Genomic DNA, 18,601 nt, shown 5'->3' with positions numbered 1-18,601 from the left:
TAGGTTGACCGACTCGTGGGAACCGACAAGCGGCAACGCCAGAAGGCCTATCGCGACGCGCAGCGCGCCGCACTGCTCGCCCAACAGAAGCGTCGGCGCAACTTGCGGATCGCCGCGGGAGCGGCCGCCGCCGTGCTCGTGGCGATCGTGTTGGTGGTGACCCTCGCCGGCAACGGCAAGAAGGGCAGCGCCGGAGCCACCAGCGCGAGCTGCCCGAAGTCCGGCAACACGACCCGCAAGCTGACCTTCACGAGCGCGCCGCCCACCTGCCTCGCCAAAGGCACCAAGGCGAGCGTCACGTTCGTCACCACCAAGGGCGATGTCGTCGTGCAGCTCGACACCACCAACACGCCAGAGACGGCCAACAACTTCGCGTTCCTCGCGGGTTGGCACTACTACGACAACACGAAGCTGTTCCGGGTCGACTCCTCGATCGACATCATCCAGGGCGGGTCACCCCACACCGAGGACAACAGCGACGCCGGGCCCGGTTACTCGATCAAGGACGAGCCGGCGTTCAGCGTCGACCCGTCCACCCAGCAGCTCAAAGGCCCGTACCGCTACAAGGCCGGCGACCTCGTGATGGCTCGCACGTCGAATGCCAACAGCGCGGGCGCCCAGTTCTTCTTCGTGACGGGCCCCAACGGGTCGAACCTCGACTCCCAGGGCACGTACGTGACGTTCGGGCACGTCACCAAGGGACTCGACGTGCTGCAAGCGATCATGAAGGCGCCGTCGACCACCGACCCGGGCGGCTTGGGGCAGACGCCGAACCCGCCGATCGTGGTGAAGAAGGTGACCGTCACGACCAGCTGATCCGGCTGGTCGTCGGCTCGGGGCCGCGATCAGACGTGGACGTCGTCGAGGCCGGCGGGCACGCCGCCGATGTGGACGGTCACCGAGCCGGCGCCCGCCGCGCGCCACCTGCCATCCGCGTCGCGGATCACCGCAGTGCCTTCATCGACACCCAACAAGACCAGCCCTTCGGTGCTCAACACGCGAGTGCGGTGGAGCGCGTCGTCGGACCAGGTGTTGCGCTCGGGGATCACCGCCACGCCTTGCAGCAACCCGAGCCCCACCGTGAACGCGCCACCGCGGGGATCGACCATCGGGTCGCACAGCACTTGGCCCCCCGCGACGGACCCTGCCACGACCGCGCCTCCATGCCACGCCTCCACCAGTGCGTCCCACACCGGCGACTGCATCAGCACGGAACGCAAGTGCATCGGCGACCGGCCGGCCAAGTACACGAAACGGGCGTCTCGCACCGCCGCCGCATTCGCCTCGTCGAGCGCATCGGGCCGGCGAAGCACGTCGAGCGCGCGGACCGACGATCCGAGGCCGTGGAACCAGCCTTCGGCACGAGCCGTCAACTCCTCGGGGTGCTCATAGGCCGCGCCGGTTGGCAGCACCACGACCTCGGACGCGCCCGACGCGGCGAGCAACTCCTCGTCGAACGTGCACGCAGCCGTGAACTCGGCTCCGCCAACGAGCGCCAGCAGTCCCGTCATGTCCCCGTCCTCTCGTGGCGACCGGCCGCGGCACGCACCGTGCCGACGTCGGGGACGCTAACGGACGTCGGCACCGGCGCCGGGCGGCGCCGTGGCATCGATCGGCTACCGATCGGTAACATCTGCCGCCATGACAAAGCCGATCAAGCGTGTGGGGGTCCTCGGTTCCGGGATCATGGGTTCCGGGCTCGTGGAGGTGGCGGCCAAGGCCGGCTATGAAGTGGTGCTGCGCTCGCGGGCGCAGGCCACGGCCGACGCCACCATCACCGGACTCGACAAGTCGCTCACCAAGCAGGTCGACAAGGGCCGCCTCGAGGCGGCCGACAAGGAAGCGATCCTCGGTCGGGTCACCGGCACGGCCGAGCTGCACGACCTGTCGAGCTGCGATCTGATCATCGAGTCGGTGGTCGAGGACCTCGAGGTCAAAAAGCAGCTGTTCGCCGAGCTCGACAAGGTGGTCAACAGCGACGCGATCTTGGCCACCAACACCTCGACCCTGCCGGTCGTCGAGCTGGCGATGGTCACTGAACGGCCCGAGAGCGTCGTCGGTGTCCACTTCTTCAACCCGGCGCCGATGATGAGCCTCGTCGAGGTCGTCCGCCCCCTGACCGCCAGCGACGACACGGTCGCGACGGTCGTCGAGTTCGCCACGGCGTGCGGCAAGGACCCGGTCGAAGTCCAGGACCGAGCCGGCTTCATCGTCAACGCGCTCTTGTTCCCGTACCTGAACAACGCGGTGCGGATGATGGAGAACGGCACCGCGTCGCGCGACGCCATCGACTCGGCCATGAAGGGCGGCTGCAACTTCCCGATGGGGCCGCTGGCGCTGCTCGACCTGGTGGGCCTCGACACGTCGCTCGCGATCCTCGACGCCCTGTACGCCGAGTTCCGCGACCCGAACTACGCAGCGGTCCCGCTGTTGCGGCGGATGGTCACGGCCGGGCACCTCGGTCGCAAGAGCGGCCTCGGCTTCTACGACTACCGCAAGTAGCCCCGAGCCCACGGTGTAGCCCGCCCGGCGTGGTCCAGCAGCGTCGGGGGCGGGCCGCGCACCGACACGCTCACGCGCACCGCGGCGCGCTTGGCAGACTTGTCTGGTGGCGCAACGGCCTGAGGACCGCGAGCTGGCCGAGGTACTGGCCACGCTCACACGGATCGACGACTCCGGCGCCCGGTCGCAGCGAGTGCCGGAGCTGCTGCGCCTCACCGCGCGTTCCGCCCGGGCGGCCGGCGCCAGAGCGGTCGCGTCGGGGCGTTGGGCAGCCGACCTCGTCACGGAGATGGCGGGCCACCTGCCGGTGCGCGACGTGGCCACACTGCGCGCCCACCACGACGGTCTGTCGGGCGACGCGCTCGCCACCCGCCTGATCGACCGGGCCGCGCTCGCCACCGGTGCGGTCGGCGCGCTCGTTGGTGGCCTCGCGACCGTGGAGGAGCTGACCCCCGCCGCCTGGCCGACCCTTCCAGTCGAGCTCGTGGCCGAGACGCTGCTGGTGGTGGCCATCGAGATGAAGCTGGTGGCCGAGCTGCACGTCGCGGCGGGTCGCCCCATCTCCGGCTCGTTCACAGATCAGGCGGTGGCGATCACTGCCGCTTGGGCTGAGCGTCGCGGCATCGAGCCCGGCGTGCTGCTGCAGGGCGGCGCCGCCGACCTGCTCGGCCGCCAAGCCCGGCTCCGGTTGAGCCGCACGCTGCAACGCCGGCTGGTGCGACGCGGCGGTCGATCGGTCGCATCGTTCGCACCGTTGCTGGCCGGCGCCGCGGCGGGCGGCATCTTGAACCGGCGCGCCACCCGCGCCGTTGGCGAGCAGGTGAACGCCTCGTTGCGAGGGCGCCGGTGAGCCGGCCCACCGAGCCGTTGCCCACGCAGTGGGTGCTGCCGCCCGCCGCCACTGCAGATGACCAAGGCATCGTCGGCATCGGCGCCGATCTCGAGGCGGGCACGCTGCTCGCGGCGTACCGAGCCGGGCTGTTCCCGATGCCCATCGGCAACCGCAACACGTTGGCGTGGTGGTCGCCCGACCCCCGCGGGATCATCCCGCTCGACGAGCTGCGCATCAGCCGATCGCTGCGCAAGTCATGCACGCGCTTCGAGATCCGGGTGGACACGGCGTTCGATGCGGTCATCCGCGCGTGCGCGGCGCCGACGCGTCCCCACGGCTGGATCAGCGGTCCGATCCGGGCGGCGTACTCGGCCCTGCACGAGATGGGCTGGGTACACAGCATCGAGGCGTGGGACGTGCGCGATGACGTGCTGGCCGGCGGGCTGTACGGCGTGGCGATCGGTGGCCTGTTCGCCGGCGAGTCGATGTTCCACCACCGCACGGACGCGTCGAAGGTGGCGTTGGTCGGCCTGGTCGACTTGCTCCGCAGCGACGGATCCGGCGGCGCGGGCCGGCTGCTCGACGTGCAGTGGACCACGGAGCACCTCGCCACACTCGGCGCCCGGGACGTGCCGCGCGACCGCTACCTCCGGCTGCTGCGCGCGGCCCTCGACCTCCCCCTCCCCCCTGTGCTGTGAGCAGTTGACCACCCACCAGGTGGTCAACTGCTCACAGCAGGACGGGGGGGACGACGGGGGGGGACGACGGGGGGGACGACAGGGGGGACGACGGGGGGACGACGGGGACGCCGCGGGACGCCGCGGTGGGGTCAGCTCCCGGACGGGAGGCCGAGGTCGACCGGTTGAGGGACATCGAGCAGCGAGCGGTTGGGCTCGACGTCGCTCTTGCCGTCCGGTGGAGTCCGCACCGCCAGGACCTGGTGCACCGAGATCCGGTTGTCCTCGAACCCCAGCGCTGAGCCGGCCATGTACAGCCGCCAGACCCGGGCGCGTCCCGGACCTGCCAGTCGCTGCGCCTCGTCCCACTGCGACTCCAGGTTGGCGACCCACGCGCGCAACGTGCGGGCGTAGTGCTCACGCAACGACTGCAGATCGCGCACTTCGAGGCCGAGCCCCTGCATGGTGCTGACCACCCTGCCCACCTCGACCAGCGCTCCGTCGGGGAACACGTAGCGGCCGACGAACGAACGGGGGCGGATCGACGACCGCCTCGACGGGTCGGGTCGGGAGATCGCGTGGTTGAGCAACCGACCACCGGGACGCAGCAAATCGCGGAGATCGGACAGGTACTCCTTCATCCGCTCCTCGCCGACGTGCTCGAACATGCCGATACTGCTGATCGCGTCGAACGGTCCGTCGTGGATCTCGCGGTAGTCCTGCAAGCGGATCTCGACGCGGTCGCCGAGCCCGAGCTCCTCGACGCGCTCACGGGCCTTTTGTTGCTGCTCCTTGGAGATGGTGACGCCGACCGCCCGCACCCCGTGGTGGAGCGCCGCATGGATGACCATGCCGCCCCAACCGCAGCCGACGTCGAGCAGGCGCATGCCCTCGCGCAGGCCGAGCTTGCGGGACACGAGCTCGTACTTGGAGGCTTGCGCCTGCTCGAGCGTCATGTCGCCGGTGGGCCAGTAGCCACACGAGTACGTCCACGACGGGCCGAGGACGATCCGGTAGAAATCGTTGCCGACGTCGTAGTGGTGCGACACCGAGGCCGCGTCGCGTCCGATGCTGTGGCGCAAGCCCCGCGGCTTGGCCTCCTCGATGGGCCGAGGTGGCGGAGGGCCGATCGCGCCGACGTTGAACGCGCTCTTGGCGAGCGCGCCCAACGACTTGGGGTTGAATCGCAGCTCATACGGTTCGCTGACTTCGTCGACCAGCAGGTCGCGGGCGTTCAGGAGCTTGAAGATGTCGCCTTCGATGTCGAGCTCGCCGGCGACGTGCGCGCGGGCCAATCCGAGCTCGCCCGGCGCCCACAGCAAGTAGCGCAGCGCCAGCGGCGAGTGGATCACCACCGTGACTGGCGAATCGGCGGGTCCGGTCTCGCTGCCGTCCCAGCCTCGGAGACGAAACGGCAACTCGCGGCCGAGCAGGCTCCGGACGGTCGGCGCAATCGAGTCGACCACCGGGGTGGCGGAATGACGGCCGGACAGCAGCGGCTTCATGACGACCTCCCGAATCGGTTGTTCGCGAACCCGTACGCCGGCACGTCAGCACCGCGACGGGCCCCAGCCGCAGCCAGTCTGCCGGAAGGAGTGACGGTTGCCACGCGGCCGTGCCGGCGCGCGCCGATCCTGCCATCAGGGCTCGAAGCGCACCACCACCGCCTTTGACGCCGGCGTGTTGCTCTCGTCGGCGACCCACCCCAGCGGCACCAGCTCGTTCGCTTCGGGGAAGTACGCCGCGCAAGTGCCGGGCGCGACCGGGTACTCGACCAGCCGGAAGCGCGCGGCGCGTCGCTCGATCCCGTCGTGCGCGTCGCTGACCACGTCGACCACGTCGCCGCCGGAGAACCCGAGCGTTGCGAGGTCGTCGCGGTGGGCGAAGACGACCCGGCGTCCGTTCGAGATGCCGCGGTAGCGGTCGTCGAGCCCGTAGATCGTGGTGTTGAACTGGTCATGCGAGCGCACCGTCTGCAACAGCAGCCGACCATCGGGCACTTCGACGGGCGAGAAGTGGTTACACGTCAGGTGGGCCTTGCCGCTGGCAGTGGGGAACGTGCGGCTGTCGCGTGGCGGGTGCGGCAGCACGAACCCGCCCGGCAGCCGCACGCGCCGGTTGTAGTCGACGCAGCCCGGGATCACCTCAGCGATGTCCTCGCGGATGAGGTCGTAGTCGTCCGCCCTGGCGGACCAGTCGATCTCGTCGTCGCCGAACAACCGCGACGCAAGCGCGCACACGATGTCGACCTCGCTGCGCAGCTCGCTCGACGCGGGAGGGACCCGGCCGCGCGACATGTGGACCATGCTCATCGAGTCCTCGACGCTGACGAACTGGTCGGCGCCGCCCGTGCGGTCGCGCTCGGTGCGGCCCAGGCACGGAAGGATCAACGACGCCTCGCCGGCATGCAGGTGGGTGCGGTTGAGCTTGGTGGACACCGACACGCCGAGCCGGCAACGACCGAGCGCGTCGAGCGTGGCGCGGGTGTCGGGGGCCGCCGACGCGAAGTTGCCGCCCATCGACATGAACACGTCGACCTCGCTCCGGCGCAGAGCGTGGATCGCACCGACCGTGTCGAGCCCGTGGGCGCGCGGCGGCTCGAACGCGAACCGTCCGGCGATGGCGTCGAGCAGGGGCGCCGGTGGCTTTTCGAAGATGCCCATCGTGCGGTCGCCTTGGACGTTGCTGTGGCCACGCACGGGGCACAGGCCGGCGCCGGGCTTGCCGATCGCGCCGCGCAACAGCGCGGTGTTGGCCATCTCGCGGATGGTCGCGACGCCTTGGCGGTGCTGCGTGATGCCCATCGCCCAGCAGATGATCATGCGCTCCGACGCCACGATCCGGTCAACCAGCGCGTCGACCTCGCCGACGCCGAGGCCGGTGGCGGCGAGAAGCGCCCGTTCGTCGAGGCCGCGGAGGTGTGCGGCCAGCGCGTCGAAACCGTCGCACGACGACTCGATGAACGCCCGGTCGAGCACCGCGTGGTCAGCCGCCACGCCGTCGTCGAGCTCCACCAGGCGACGGTTCACGAGCTGGAACAGCGCGAGGTCGGCACCCACTTTGATCTGGAGGAACTGGTCGGCCAGCGGCGTGCCGCGCCCGGCCAGCCCGCGAGCCCGCTGAGGGTTCTTGAAGCGGATCAGGCCCGCCTCGGGCAGCGGGTTGATGGCCACGATCACCGCCCCCCGCTCCTTGGCGGCTTCGAGCGCGGTGAGCATCCGTGGGTGATTCGTACCGGGGTTCTGACCGGCGATGAGCAACAAGTCGGCCTGCTCGATGTCGTCGAGGGTGACCGACCCCTTGCCGATCCCGATCGCCTGGCCAAGCGCGACACCGCTCGACTCGTGGCACATGTTCGAGCAGTCCGGCAAGTTGTTGGTGCCGAAGCGCCGGACCATCAACTGGTAGGCGAACGCGGCTTCGTTGCTGGTGCGGCCCGACGTGTAGAAGACCGCCCGGTCGGGCGAGGCACAACGTCGGAGCTCGTCGACGACCAGCGCCAGCGCGTGCTCCCACGACACCTGCTCGAACCGGTCGGATCCCGCAGGCCGGAACATGGGATGGGTGAGGCGCCCCTGCTGACCGAGCCAGTAGTCGCTCCGCGCACGCAAGTCGCCGAGCGGGTGAGCCGCGAAGAACTCCGGACCGACCCGACGCAACGTGCCTTCCTCGGCGACGGCTTTGGCGCCGTTCTCGCAGAACTCGACGTGTCCTCTGTTGTCGGGGTCGGGCCACGCGCAGCCGGGACAGTCGAACCCGTCGGCCTGGTTGATGCGGGCGAGCAGGCGGGCGCCGCGCCGCACCCCGGCCTGGTCCCGGGTCTGGCGCAATGCGGCCACCACGCCGGGCAGCCCGGCCGCCCAGTCCTTCGGCGCGCGGGTGGTGAGCTCCACCTCGGACGGGTCGCTGGCCGGTGGCGGCTTGGTCATCGCGCGCTCGCGGCGGTCACTCCGTCGACGCGCACGGCGGCGGGCGGGTCCGACGGCGGCACAAGGCCGGCCACCGGCTCGGCGTAGACGTTGACACGCCCGGGTCGGACGAATCCGGCCAGCAGCAGGTTGGCGCGGCGGGCCGCGTCGACCGCCAGCGACGACGGCGCGCTGACCGCCACCAACGCGGCGAAGCCCGCGGCCCACGCCTTTTGCACCAGCTCGAAGCTCGCCCGGCCGCTCACGAACAGCCCGAGGCCCGCCGCCGGTAGGGCACCGCCGAGCAGCAGGCGTCCAACCACTTTGTCGACGGCGTTGTGACGGCCGATGTCCTCGCGGACCACCAGCACGGACCCGTCCGCGTCGAACGCCGCCGCGGCGTGCACGCCGCCGGTCAGGTCGAACAGCCGCTGGTGAGGTCGGACGCGGTCAGGGATGGCGGCCAGGGCGTCGAGGTCGAACACGATCGGCTGGCGCACCGGCGTGAACCGGTCGCGCAACACGTCGAGCTGGCCGGTGCCGCACCACCCGCACGACGACGTGGTGGTGCCGAGACGAGCAGTCGGCGCGGGCGCGAGGCAGCCGGTGTCGACCACGACCACGTTCGCGGTGAGGGCAGCCGCGCCGGCCTCGGTGGCGCCACCACCTCGTGCCTCGACCGCCGCGCAACGGCCCACGCGCAAGATGTCGGCGCCGCCGAGCAGGTCTTCGGCCCAGCAGAAGCCAGCCGCCAGCTCATCGTCGTGGCCCGGCGTGCGCATGGTGGTGGCCACCCGCTCGCCGTCGAGCCGGATCTCGAGCGGTTCCTCGACTGCGAGCTCATCGACGGTCACGTCGGTGCCTTCGCGACCGATCCGGAGGACGGACGCGGAGACGGATCGACCCTGCTCCATGCGGCCAACCTACCGGCCTGCCACCCGGGGAATCCGTGAGGACGGCGCACACAAAATGTGGAGGATCGGGCCACCGGCGTCGACAATGGGGAGATGACCGACCAGTCGACCGGCCGCGACAAGCCCTGGATGATGCGGACGTACTCGGGGCACTCGACCGCGAGCGCCTCGAATGAGCTGTACCGCACCAACCTCGCCAAAGGGCAGACCGGTCTGTCAATCGCCTTCGACCTGCCGACGCAGACCGGCTACGACCCCGACTCCACGTTCGCCCGCGGAGAGGTCGGGAAGGTCGGCGTGCCGGTGTGCCACATCGGCCACATGCAACAGCTCCTCGACGGCATCCCGGTCGGCGAGATGAACACGTCGATGACCATCAACGCAACGGCAGCCTGGCTGCTCGGCCTCTACGTGGCGAACGCCGAGAACCACGGCGTGCCGTCGGAGCAACTGCGGGGCACGACCCAGAACGACATCGTCAAGGAGTACTTGAGTCGAGGTACGTACATCTTCCCGCCGCACCCCTCGCGCCGCTTGATCGTCGACATGATCGCGTTCTGCAACGAGCGGATCCCCAAGTGGAACCCGATGAACGTCTGCAGCTACCACCTGCAAGAGGCCGGAGCGACGCCAGTGCAGGAGCTGGCGTACTCGCTGGCCACTGCCGTCGGCGTGCTCGACGGGGTGCGCGAGTCCGGCAAAGTCGACCCCGATCGTTTCCCCGCCGTGTTCGCGTCGATCTCGTTCTTCGTGAACGCCGGCATGCGGTTCGTCGAGGAGACCGCCAAGATGCGGGCGTTCGCCGCGATGTGGGCACGCATCGGCCGTGAGCGCTACGGCGTCACCGATGACAAAGCGCTGCGGTTCCGGTACGGCGTCCAGGTCAACTCGCTCGGCCTCACCGAGGCGCAGCCCGAGAACAACGTGCAGCGCATCGTGCTCGAGATGTTGGGGGTGACGTTGTCGAAGCGCTCGCGGGCCCGGTCGCTCCAGCTGCCCGCGTGGAACGAGGCGCTCGGCCTCCCCCGGCCTTGGGATCAGCAGTGGTCGTTGCGGATGCAGCAGGTGCTGGCGTACGAGTCCGACTTGTTGGAGTACGACGACATCTTCGACGGCTCGCACGTGATGGAAGCCAAGACCGCCGAGTTGGTCGACGGCGCCACCGCCGAGCTCGACGAAGTGCTGGCGCTCGGCGGTGTCTTCGAGTGCATCGACGAGCTGAAGGGCCGGCTGGTCGCGTCGCACGCCGACCGCATACGCCGCATCGAGACCGGCGAACAGACCGTGGTGGGCGTCAACTCCTTCACGGAGACCGAGCCGTCGCCGCTCGGCGGCGAGGAGAGCATCTTGAAGGTCGACCCTGCCACCGAGCACCAGACGATCGAGGAGCTCGTGGAGTGGCGGGCTCAGCGCGACACCGATGCCGTGAAGCGGGCGTTGGAGGAACTGGCCAGGGTGGCGGGCACCGACGAGAACATCATGCCGGCCACCATCGCGCTGGCCCATGCCGGTGGCACGACCGGCGAGTGGGCCGGCGAGCTGCGCGAGGTGTTCGGCGAGTACCGGGCGCCGACCGGTGTGGCCGCGGCCGTCGGCCACGGTTCCACCGACGGGCTCCGTGCAGTGGCCGAACGGGTGAAGACCCTGCCGGGTGGCCCGCCGCGGATCCTCGTGGCCAAGCCCGGGCTCGACGGCCACTCCAACGGCGCCGAGCAGATCGCGGTCGCGGCCCGCGATGCCGGCATCGAGGTGGTGTACCAAGGCATCCGCTTGACACCCGAGCAGATCGCGTCGGTCGCGCGCGACGAAGACGTCGAGCTGGTGGGCTTGTCGATCTTGTCGGGCAGCCACATGGAGCTGGTCCCCGAAGTCGTGCGCCTGTTGCGCGACGAAGGCGTGACGGTGCCGGTCGTGGCGGGTGGGATCATCCCTGAGGACGACCGTCCCAAGTTGCTCGAAGCCGGCGTCGCCGCGGTCTACACGCCGAAGGACTTCGAGTTCGCCCGCATCATGCGCGACATCGTCGCCCTCGTCGAAGCCGGCCGCGCCTCGCCCTGACCCACGTCCATCGGTCGCTGGGCCGACGCGCGGCACTCACCCGACATCGGGCTGCGCCGCGTGACAAGCTTCGTGGTGCGACGTAAGTGGCGGGAGCGATCGCGCGGGCGACAAGGGCGAGCGGGCGGCACCATGGCAGACAAGGGCGGAAAGAATCGAGGCGTCGCCGCGCCACCGGCTGGCGCGAACGTCAGAGCACGCGAGGTTCCAGCCACTCGACCGCGCCTCGGCCGCGACCACCTACTCGAGGCAGCGGAAGATCTCGTGTTGCACCTCCGCTTGCGCGACGTCTTGGCGTCGGTGGGCGTGCGATCGGTGGCGGACCACGCGGGCGTCGCCCCGGGCACGGTCAGCCACCACTTCCCCTCGAAGTCGGGACGGGCGGGTGAACCCAATCCCACGCTCGCGAGAGCCGTGGTCGAACATGTGCTGAGCCAGTCGCTGGCCGGGACGCGGTCCGCACAAGCGGCGGTGGCCGAGATCGTCGACCCCACGACCGGGCGAGGCGACGGCGCGGACCCACTCGGCCCGCTCACCGAACTGGCCTCGTCGGGTGAATCGCCGCTCAGCAACGCCAACCGCGACCTCGCCCTGTCCATCACCTTGTTGGCAGCAACCGTTGCCGGTCACGACCCCGACGCTCGGCGTCCGCTGCGAGCACATCACGAAGCGCGGATCGACCTGCTGGTCGAAGTGATCGACGCGACGCTGGATCTCAGCGGGCGTCGCATGGCAGAGGGAACAAGCGAGCGGGCATTCGCACGATCGCTGACCGCGCTGATCGACGGCTTCGCCATGCAAGCGAGGTACGACCCACACACCACGGCGGACTTGTTGACGAGCGCGGGGCTTCGGCTGTTCGACTCGTTCACGGTGAGCCACTCGGCCGTCGAGGAACCCGACCCGGAACACACCTTGTTCGCGCGGGTCGATCCACCGGCCGACGCCGCAGGCGTGCGTGAGACGATCGCTGCTGCTGCGTTGCGCCGGTACCGGGCAGGCGGCTGGCGGGCCGTGTCGTTGACCGCCGTGGCTGCCGACACCGGTGTGTCACGCCAGACGGCGATCCGCTGTTTCGGCCATCGCAACACGCTGGCGGCGGCGATCTGGGCCACGTTCATCCCGACGTTGGAGCACGGTCTGCGTCACGACGAACAGCTGCGCGTCGATCGGCTGTTGGGTCGCCACGTGCAACGCCTCGCCGAGCTCGCCCATCGGCACCCCCGCCTGACGGCGGCGTTGGTGTCGTCGTTCTGGTACCAGACAGCCCACGTCGGCCCACCCACCGGCGCGTCCGACGACCCACGCGTCATCGCGCCCGTTCCGTTCGTCTTGGTGCCGGTGCTCGAACAGCATCGGTCGTCGTTTCGGGCCGGGCTGATCGATTCGCCGTCACAGAGCATCACCTTCGCGGGCATGCTCACCAATCACGCGCTCACCGCCGCAATCGCCCGTCAGGAATCGGCGACCGACATCGCGGCGTACGTCGTGGCCACGACGATCGCCGGTGCGTTGACCCGACGACCGCCACCGTTTTGACCCTGCCTCGCTTCCGGGCGGTGCAGACGCGATCGATCTTCAGCAGTGGCTCGAGCTCGGCGGAGCGGGGCCGAGCAGGCGCAGCACCGCCACGAACAGATCGCCTCCGCTCCAGCCGCCCGACTCGGCAGCGGGCGACGATGCCCTGGACGCGGCTGAACCCGTGGCACGTGCGGTGCGCGCCACGGGTTCAGCTTCACGTCGGCCGCGTTCCGCCATGTTGCCCACCCGTCTCCGACGTGTGCCCGCGACGGGGCCGCGGGTCCGGACCGAGTGGTCCGCCGGGGAGAGGGGACCATTCGCGTCGTGGCCATGTACAGGACGATTGATGGGACGTGGATGGGAAGTGCGCCGGCACGACCACTACTCGTGGCCCAGCTGGCGCGCTTCGCGTCTCAGTCGCGGCCCGCGGCACCGTTCGTGGTCTCACGGTGACAGTGGGCCACGCCCGGCGCAGCCGATCGAGTTCGCGGGAAGGATGCCGCCCGCCCGACCGTGAATCCCTCCGCGCTGGCGGACAGCGCGGGCCTGCGCCGGCAGGGGCGGACACGATGGAAGTCGAGGACCTCGAACCAGAGCTCGTCGGCGTCGCGCGAGCCAACACCCCCGGCGCGCTTCGGGAGCTCAGCACGCCGGCGCTCGACGCCGCGACGCTGGCGTGGCAACGGACCCAGGCCCTACCCACCCCGACGATCAGCAACTTGATCGACGCGGCGATCGAGCAGATCGACGCGGAGGTCTACCGGAAGGCCGCGCACGCACTGGTCGGGTCCGGCGAAGACCGCTGGCGGCCCCTCTCCAAACGAGACCGCGCCGCCGCCCGGCAGTTCGGCGTCACGTACGACGCGTTCCGTCGAGCACGAGGATCAGGGCGCAGCCGTCGCCACGAGGTCTTGCGCGAAGTGGCCGTCTCCATCACCCGCCTCGCCAGTGCCGGCGCAGCGTCGCTCGACCTCGCGGCGGGGAGCGCCGTGGCGGTCGACGCCCCTCTGCCCGTCGGTCGCTCCGCATCGCTCGCCGATGAGCCCCGCGCCGACGACTCCGTGCCGAGCTCCGTCGCACCCGTCACCGACGGGGGCGACGGTCACGGCGACCTGTCGATCGGCGGCGACCTGCCGGTGGACCGCGGCTCGCCCACAGCAGAACGTGACGGGCCGGAGCCCGACGGACGCCCGACTCGACGAGGACGGGTGTTCGTCAGCGCCGCCGCGGTCGTCCTCCTCGTCGGCGCCGCAATCGCGTGGCTGGTGGGTTCGGGCCATCATTCGCACGCCCAGCAGCGGGGCGCCGCGCCGGAGTCGACCGCGGCGTCGCCTGGCGCGGCCGGTTCCGCTAGGCCGTGCGGAGTGAAGGCTGGTGCCATCGAAGATCCCCAACTGCAGGCGATGGCAGTGAAGATCGCCCAAGTCGCAGCCGCACGAGGCGGCACCGGCCGGCTGGGTTGCCCGGCCGCTCCGGTGGGCCAGTGGCAGCGCATCACTTACCAGAAGTTCGGCGTCGACCCGACCTCGACGATCGTCCTCGGCGTCGACGCCGACCATGTGTTCACGATGACTTTTGCCGAGTGGTCGTCGTATCACGAGGTTGGAGGCAAGAGCGGTGACAACGCGCAGACCCTGGTCGGGTTGCCAATCGGCCCACCCCACACGGTCGATGGGCACGTCGAGATGGCGATGGACAACGACGGCCTGCTCGTGGGCGAGGCGGCTGACGCGCCGTTCTTCTTCTTGCTGACCCCCGTCCGCCACTACTGGGACGACCACGGCGGCGCGAGCGGAGAGCTCGGTCTGCCTCGGTCGAACCCCACGATCGTGAGCGGCGGGCTACGCCAGGACTTCACCGGTGGGTACCTCACGTTAGGGCTCGACGACCAACTGCACTTCACGCTCGTCACCGACCCGGCCAAGGCGCTCCCCGCCGCCCCGCTCGACCACCGCATCCTGCGCCACTCCGACGGCACCACGTGGTGGATCAGCGCGGACGGATCTCGGCACTGGATCGGGACCGGCAAGGCCTTCGCCTGCCTCGGTGGCTGGGATCGGGTGACCAACGACGTGCCCGGCTACGCAGTGGCGACGTTGCCGTACGGGCGCCCGGCGATGTGCGGTGACGAGAACCGCTGACGGAGCACCCAGTCGCGGTACGTTCCGATCGGCACGGCCTCGCAACTGCGAGAGGTCGTCACGGTCCGGCGGCGGGCCGATAGATCCACGGCTCGGTCCCGAACTCGTTCGTCGACGCCAGGATCAGGCCCTGGCTGTTGACACCGAGTGGCGCGATCCATGTCCGACCACCCGGTGGGTCGATGCGGACGGGCGTCGCGGTCGTCGACGCCCACGACAGCAGCGCCATGGACTGCTCACCCACTTGGTAGGCGGCCGCGAGCCGGCCGTCAGAGCTGGCGGCGAGCCCGGTCAACAGGTCGACCGCCTCGCCCCCCGGCCCGCTCAACACGGTGGGCGCGCCAGACTGGGAAGGCCATGTCACTGGGGCCTTGTCTCCCTGCGGCGCGTCGGCGACACCCACGACCCGACCATCGCCGAGCACCGCGTCGGGAACGACATCCTCGTACCCGGAAGGGACCGCGAGCCTGGTGTAGGCGGCGGACGGCGATGCCCACCCCAACGCGCAGATGCCCTGCGTGGAGTTGCAGACCCCCACGATCGCACCGTCGGCGCCGATCGCGGTCGGGGTCACGTAGGTGGTGTCGTCTGGCTGCGACAGCGCGACGGGTTGAGCGGCTGGCGAGGTCCACACGTACGCCTTCGTCGCATACGGGCTGGCATCGTCCTCGCACGCGGCGACCACGATGCCGGAGTCGTTCACCGCGCTCGGGAAGACGTACGTTCCGCCGCACGCGGTAGGTGCGGCCAGCACCGCCGGTGGCGCAGTCGGCGAGGCCCACAGCAGCAGGTGTAGCGCGGCCGGGGCTCCATCTTCGTCGAAGCCCGCGTCGCCCCACCCCACGATGACCCCGCCCGGGCTCACCGCGGTCGCTTGACCTTGGTTGTCGTCGTCCGGCAGCGCCAGCAGGGACGGCTCGGCCGATGGCGACATCCAGACCGCCGGCTGGTCGCGGTCAGAGCTGTCCCTACAGCTCCCGATGAGATGCCCCACATCATCGAGCCCGCGAAGGTCGCACGTCGAAGGGGTCGACACCTCGGCCCAGGTGCCCTCCGGGGTCTGGTGCTGTGCGCGCTGGTAGTACTCGGGGCTCGTGGCGAGCGTGGCGGCGAGGCGGATGTCGCCGTCGCGCAGCACCACTGGTGTCCAACCGGCCAGGCCCACCGGATCCGGCCCGCGATCGAGGAGCGCGGCGTACAGCTTCCGGACTCGGTCTTGTCCCGACTCGGTCGACTGGAAGATCGAATACGCGACGGGCTGGCGACCCTGGGTCGCGGCGATCCACACCCAACTGTCGAGGCCCCGGCTGTCCGGTTGGCGGTGCAGGATCCGCTCGTAGAGGTCGGTGACCCACACCCGGAGATCTGACTGGCCAGTCGCACGGAAGTACTCGGTCGACGTGTAGAACGCGGCGCCAACCTGCGCGATCGTCATCTGGCCGGACTCGATGAGGTGGTCCCAGCCGGCGAGGCCGGTCGGATCCGGTTCGCGATCGAGGGTGTCCCGGTAGAAGCCGGTCACGAGATGCGAGACGTACGCGTCGGAGTTCGCGATGTTCCACACGAACCCATATCGACTCGCGCCCCCCTGCAGCGCGGCCACGACGTACTGGGATTCAGCGCCAGATGGCGCTCGACCGAGAAAGTCGTGGTAGACGGCAGCGACGTAGTTCGCGTCGGTGGCCGGCGACGCCGCGGCCGGGACCGGCGACGACCCCGCCACGAGTGTGACCAGCATCGCTGCCGCGGCCAGCCACGCCACCACATGGCGCCCGCGCACAACCGCGTTCGCCCGCATCCCGCCCGCAGTGCTCATCGAGGTGCCCTTCCGTCATCGATGCACGCCGCCTGCTGCGACGGCTGGCAGATCCGAACACGGCCGGGGCGCACCGTCAAGGCACCTTGCTGGGACATCAGTGGGAGGCTCGTGGCCCGGTGCCTCAGCTCGGCTCTGAGGCCCCGACAGCGCGGGACGCCCACGACAGCAATCAGGGTCGGGCGACGCCGATGGGGTTGGGCACCGGGACGACGCCGGCGTCGATGACATGGCGCGCGAGGGGCGTCGCCAACTCGAGCGCACGTTGCACCCCCGCCGCACCAAGGGCATCGAGGGGCACGGCGGCGAGACGGTCGGTCGTTGCCTCGATCTCTCGGCGCAACGACAACCCACCGGCGGTCAGGAGGCCGTCGTCGCGGAGCAACCCTCGCTCACGCAACGCGGCGCCGGCGCGCTCCCATGCCTCGTCGGTCCAACCCCGGTTGGGCTGCAGCGCCTCGCGGGTGACGGCGCCCGTCGCCTCATGCAGCAAGCCGGCCTCGAGGCCCGAGACGCCCGCCGCCACGTTGGCCAGCACGTGGCCGTCGCCGCGGTGCTCGCGCAACACGGTGGTCGCGAGCCACAGCGACGCCACCGGATCGGCTGGCCGGGGAACGGCCGACCACGCGGCGGCCAAGGGCCGGCCGTCGAATGTCGCCGCGTCGACCGCCGCCCACAGCAGCGCCGCGAGCTCCGCCAGCTCGCCCCCTTCGCCAGCCGGCAGGCGCGAGCGGAGCGCGTCGGCCACGGCATCCGAGCGCGCCACCATCACTTGGTGGGGGTCGGCATGTGACCAGGCGTCTGGCAAGGATCGCGCGACCATCGCGGGTGCGAAACCGAACGCCATCGCGGTCACGGCCTCCGGGCCGATCGCACCGAGCGGCGCGAAACGCCCGGCGAAGTAGCCCATCCACCACCCGCGCAGGCCGAGGTCCTTGCAAGCCTGGGCGGGCTCGGGCGCGAAGTACACCACCGCGTGGATCGGTTCGTACACCTGCCACATGCGCCGGGCCGGCGCCGGGGAATCTTCTGCCACGGGCGCAACCTAGTGTGCTGGTCTGACACACCGTCAGAGCAGGCACCGGGGGTACCGAGATGAAGACGCAGGCGGCGATCATGTGGGAGCCGATGCAGGAGTGGAGCATCGAGGAGATCGAGCTCGACCCGCCCAAGGCCCACGAAGTCCTGGTGGAGCTCACCGCGTCGGGCATGTGCCATTCCGACGATCACATCCGCACGCAGGACATGCCGGCGCTGCTGCCGATCATCGGCGGGCACGAAGGTGCGGGCGTGGTCATGGAGGTGGGGCCCGAGGTCACGACGCTGAAGCCGGGCGATCACGTGGTGTTCGGGTTCATCCCGTCGTGTGGGCAGTGCCCGTCGTGCTCCACCGGCCACCAGAACCTGTGCGACAACGGCGCTGCGCTGCTCGCAGGCCTCCAGATGGACGGCACGTCGCGCCACCACGCGCGAGGCAAGGACCTGTTCACGATGGTCTGCCTCGGCACGTTCGGCAAGCACTCGGTGGTGCACGAGTGGTCGTGCATCAAGATCGACGACGACATCCCGCTCGAGTACGCGTGCCTGGTGGGCTGCGGGGTGACCACGGGGTGGGGGTCGGCGGTCTACGCGGCCGACGTGCAACCCGGCGACGACGTCGTCGTGCTCGGCGTGGGTGGCATCGGCGCCAACGCCGTGCAAGGCGCCCGGCTGGCCGGCGCCGAGCGGATCTTCGCCATCGACCCGGTGGAGTTCAAGCGAGAGCAGGCCCTGAAGTTCGGCGCCACCCACACGTACTCGTCGCTCGACGAGGCGTTCGAGTTGATCCAGCAAGCGACGCTCGGCCGCATGGCCAACAAGGTCATCTGCACCATCGGTGTGGGCAAGGGCGAGCTCATCCCGCAGGTGATGACGCTCGTGGCCAAGCGGGGCACCGCGGTGATCACCAACATCCACTCCGTCAACGAGACGGAGATCGGCATCAGCCTGCTCGACCTCACGCTGATGGAGAAGCAGATGATCGGCACGCTCTTCGGTTCGGCCAACCCGCGCTACGACATCCCGAAGCTGCTGGAGCTGTACCGCCAGGGCCAGCTCGACCTCGAAGGCCTCGTGACGCGCACGTACGACCTCGCCGAGATCAACCAGGGCTACGCCGACATGCTCGACGGCAAGAACATCCGCGGGCGTCTCGACTACGCCGTCTGACTGCGACCAGCCGGCCCGCAACCA

15 protein-coding genes are annotated in these 18,601 nt (G+C 70.2%); 8 read left to right on the top strand and 7 right to left on the bottom strand.

The window, feature by feature from the left end; all coding sequences use genetic code 11:
- The first annotated feature begins 15 nt into the window (after positions 1 to 15).
- Entirely contained in the window at positions 16 to 816 is an 801-nt protein-coding gene (locus VHA73_10460; protein ID HVX18440.1) for a peptidylprolyl isomerase, read from the top strand.
- A gap of 29 nt (positions 817 to 845) precedes the next feature.
- On the opposite strand, the gene VHA73_10455 is transcribed toward VHA73_10460, so the two are convergent.
- Positions 846 to 1,511, bottom strand: a complete 666-nt coding sequence (locus VHA73_10455; protein HVX18439.1) for a Type 1 glutamine amidotransferase-like domain-containing protein — start codon at positions 1,509 to 1,511, stop codon at positions 846 to 848.
- Positions 1,512 to 1,641: 130 nt separating this feature from the next.
- Here VHA73_10455 and VHA73_10450 point away from each other — a divergent pair, with 130 nt between their 5' ends.
- The 3 genes from VHA73_10450 (at position 1,642) to aat (ending at position 4,032) form a co-directional block, all read left to right on the top strand.
- Entirely contained in the window at positions 1,642 to 2,502 is an 861-nt protein-coding gene (locus VHA73_10450; protein HVX18438.1) for a 3-hydroxybutyryl-CoA dehydrogenase, read from the top strand.
- Positions 2,503 to 2,608: 106 nt separating this feature from the next.
- On the top strand, positions 2,609 to 3,352 hold the full coding sequence (locus VHA73_10445) for a hypothetical protein (protein ID HVX18437.1): 744 nt from the start codon (positions 2,609 to 2,611) through the stop codon (positions 3,350 to 3,352).
- Complete coding sequence (gene aat / locus VHA73_10440) at positions 3,349 to 4,032, top strand: leucyl/phenylalanyl-tRNA--protein transferase (protein HVX18436.1); 684 nt, start codon at positions 3,349 to 3,351, stop codon at positions 4,030 to 4,032. The genes VHA73_10445 and aat overlap by 4 nt, the downstream gene beginning before the upstream one ends.
- A gap of 131 nt (positions 4,033 to 4,163) precedes the next feature.
- Here the strand turns inward: aat and VHA73_10435 are convergent, their stop codons facing one another.
- The 3 genes from VHA73_10435 to VHA73_10425 all read right to left on the bottom strand — a co-directional run bounded on the left by VHA73_10435 (position 4,164) and on the right by VHA73_10425 (position 8,833).
- Positions 4,164 to 5,516: a cyclopropane-fatty-acyl-phospholipid synthase family protein gene (locus VHA73_10435; protein ID HVX18435.1), complete on the bottom strand. Its 1,353-nt coding sequence runs from the start codon at positions 5,514 to 5,516 to the stop codon at positions 4,164 to 4,166.
- 135 nt (positions 5,517 to 5,651) lie between these two features.
- Positions 5,652 to 7,940 (bottom strand): FdhF/YdeP family oxidoreductase, encoded by a 2,289-nt coding sequence (locus tag VHA73_10430; protein HVX18434.1) that lies wholly within the window; start codon positions 7,938 to 7,940, stop codon positions 5,652 to 5,654.
- Positions 7,937 to 8,833 (bottom strand): formate dehydrogenase accessory sulfurtransferase FdhD, encoded by an 897-nt coding sequence (locus VHA73_10425; protein HVX18433.1) that lies wholly within the window; start codon positions 8,831 to 8,833, stop codon positions 7,937 to 7,939. Before VHA73_10425 ends, VHA73_10430 begins: the two co-directional genes overlap by 4 nt.
- Before the next feature lie 93 nt (positions 8,834 to 8,926).
- Here VHA73_10425 and VHA73_10420 point away from each other — a divergent pair, with 93 nt between their 5' ends.
- On the top strand, positions 8,927 to 10,891 hold the full coding sequence (locus VHA73_10420; GenBank protein ID HVX18432.1) for a protein meaA: 1,965 nt from the start codon (positions 8,927 to 8,929) through the stop codon (positions 10,889 to 10,891).
- A 264-nt stretch (positions 10,892 to 11,155) separates the two neighbouring features.
- Positions 11,156 to 12,430 (top strand): TetR family transcriptional regulator, encoded by a 1,275-nt coding sequence (locus VHA73_10415; GenBank protein HVX18431.1) that lies wholly within the window; start codon positions 11,156 to 11,158, stop codon positions 12,428 to 12,430.
- A gap of 39 nt (positions 12,431 to 12,469) precedes the next feature.
- Here VHA73_10415 and VHA73_10410 read toward each other — a convergent pair whose 3' ends face one another.
- A complete protein-coding gene (locus VHA73_10410; GenBank protein HVX18430.1) occupies positions 12,470 to 12,616 on the bottom strand; it encodes a hypothetical protein in 147 nt (48 codons plus the stop codon).
- 365 nt (positions 12,617 to 12,981) lie between these two features.
- On the opposite strand from VHA73_10410, the gene VHA73_10405 reads away from it, so the two are divergent.
- Entirely contained in the window at positions 12,982 to 14,553 is a 1,572-nt protein-coding gene (locus VHA73_10405; protein ID HVX18429.1) for a hypothetical protein, read from the top strand.
- Between the two features lie 58 nt (positions 14,554 to 14,611).
- Here VHA73_10405 and VHA73_10400 read toward each other — a convergent pair whose 3' ends face one another.
- Together VHA73_10400 and VHA73_10395 are read right to left on the bottom strand one after the other, a co-directional pair.
- Positions 14,612 to 16,369 (bottom strand): DUF4214 domain-containing protein, encoded by a 1,758-nt coding sequence (locus tag VHA73_10400; protein ID HVX18428.1) that lies wholly within the window; start codon positions 16,367 to 16,369, stop codon positions 14,612 to 14,614.
- A 172-nt stretch (positions 16,370 to 16,541) separates the two neighbouring features.
- The gene (locus VHA73_10395; protein HVX18427.1) at positions 16,542 to 17,405 is read right to left on the bottom strand and encodes a hypothetical protein; all 864 of its coding nucleotides are present in this window, start codon (positions 17,403 to 17,405) and stop codon (positions 16,542 to 16,544) included.
- 59 nt (positions 17,406 to 17,464) lie between these two features.
- On the opposite strand from VHA73_10395, the gene VHA73_10390 reads away from it, so the two are divergent.
- Positions 17,465 to 18,577 carry an NDMA-dependent alcohol dehydrogenase gene (locus tag VHA73_10390; GenBank protein ID HVX18426.1) on the top strand — a complete coding sequence of 371 codons (1,113 nt, stop codon included), beginning with the start codon at positions 17,465 to 17,467 and terminating at the stop codon, positions 18,575 to 18,577.
- Positions 18,578 to 18,601 lie beyond the last annotated feature (24 nt).

It is taken from the genome of Acidimicrobiales bacterium (assembly GCA_035547835.1).
In the GTDB taxonomy this organism is placed as follows: domain Bacteria; phylum Actinomycetota; class Acidimicrobiia; order Acidimicrobiales; family Iamiaceae; genus DASZTW01.
Note: the sequence above shows the minus strand (reverse complement) of the source record. Positions and strands in the feature narration are given on the sequence as shown.

Bases quoted from the DNA above. Each gene is read 5' to 3' on its own strand.
- VHA73_10390 (HVX18426.1), top strand. From the start codon at position 17,465: ATGAAGACGCAGGCGGCGATCATGTGGGAGCCGATGCAGGAGTGGAGC.
- VHA73_10430 (HVX18434.1), bottom strand. From the start codon at position 7,940: ATGACCAAGCCGCCACCGGCCAGCGACCCGTCCGAGGTGGAGCTCACC.
- VHA73_10420 (HVX18432.1), top strand. From the start codon at position 8,927: ATGACCGACCAGTCGACCGGCCGCGACAAGCCCTGGATGATGCGGACG.
- VHA73_10400 (HVX18428.1), bottom strand. From the start codon at position 16,369: ATGAGCACTGCGGGCGGGATGCGGGCGAACGCGGTTGTGCGCGGGCGC.
- VHA73_10450 (HVX18438.1), top strand. From the start codon at position 1,642: ATGACAAAGCCGATCAAGCGTGTGGGGGTCCTCGGTTCCGGGATCATG.
- VHA73_10435 (HVX18435.1), bottom strand. From the start codon at position 5,516: ATGAAGCCGCTGCTGTCCGGCCGTCATTCCGCCACCCCGGTGGTCGAC.
- VHA73_10455 (HVX18439.1), bottom strand. From the start codon at position 1,511: ATGACGGGACTGCTGGCGCTCGTTGGCGGAGCCGAGTTCACGGCTGCG.
- VHA73_10425 (HVX18433.1), bottom strand. From the start codon at position 8,833: ATGGAGCAGGGTCGATCCGTCTCCGCGTCCGTCCTCCGGATCGGTCGC.
- VHA73_10405 (HVX18429.1), top strand. From the start codon at position 12,982: ATGGAAGTCGAGGACCTCGAACCAGAGCTCGTCGGCGTCGCGCGAGCC.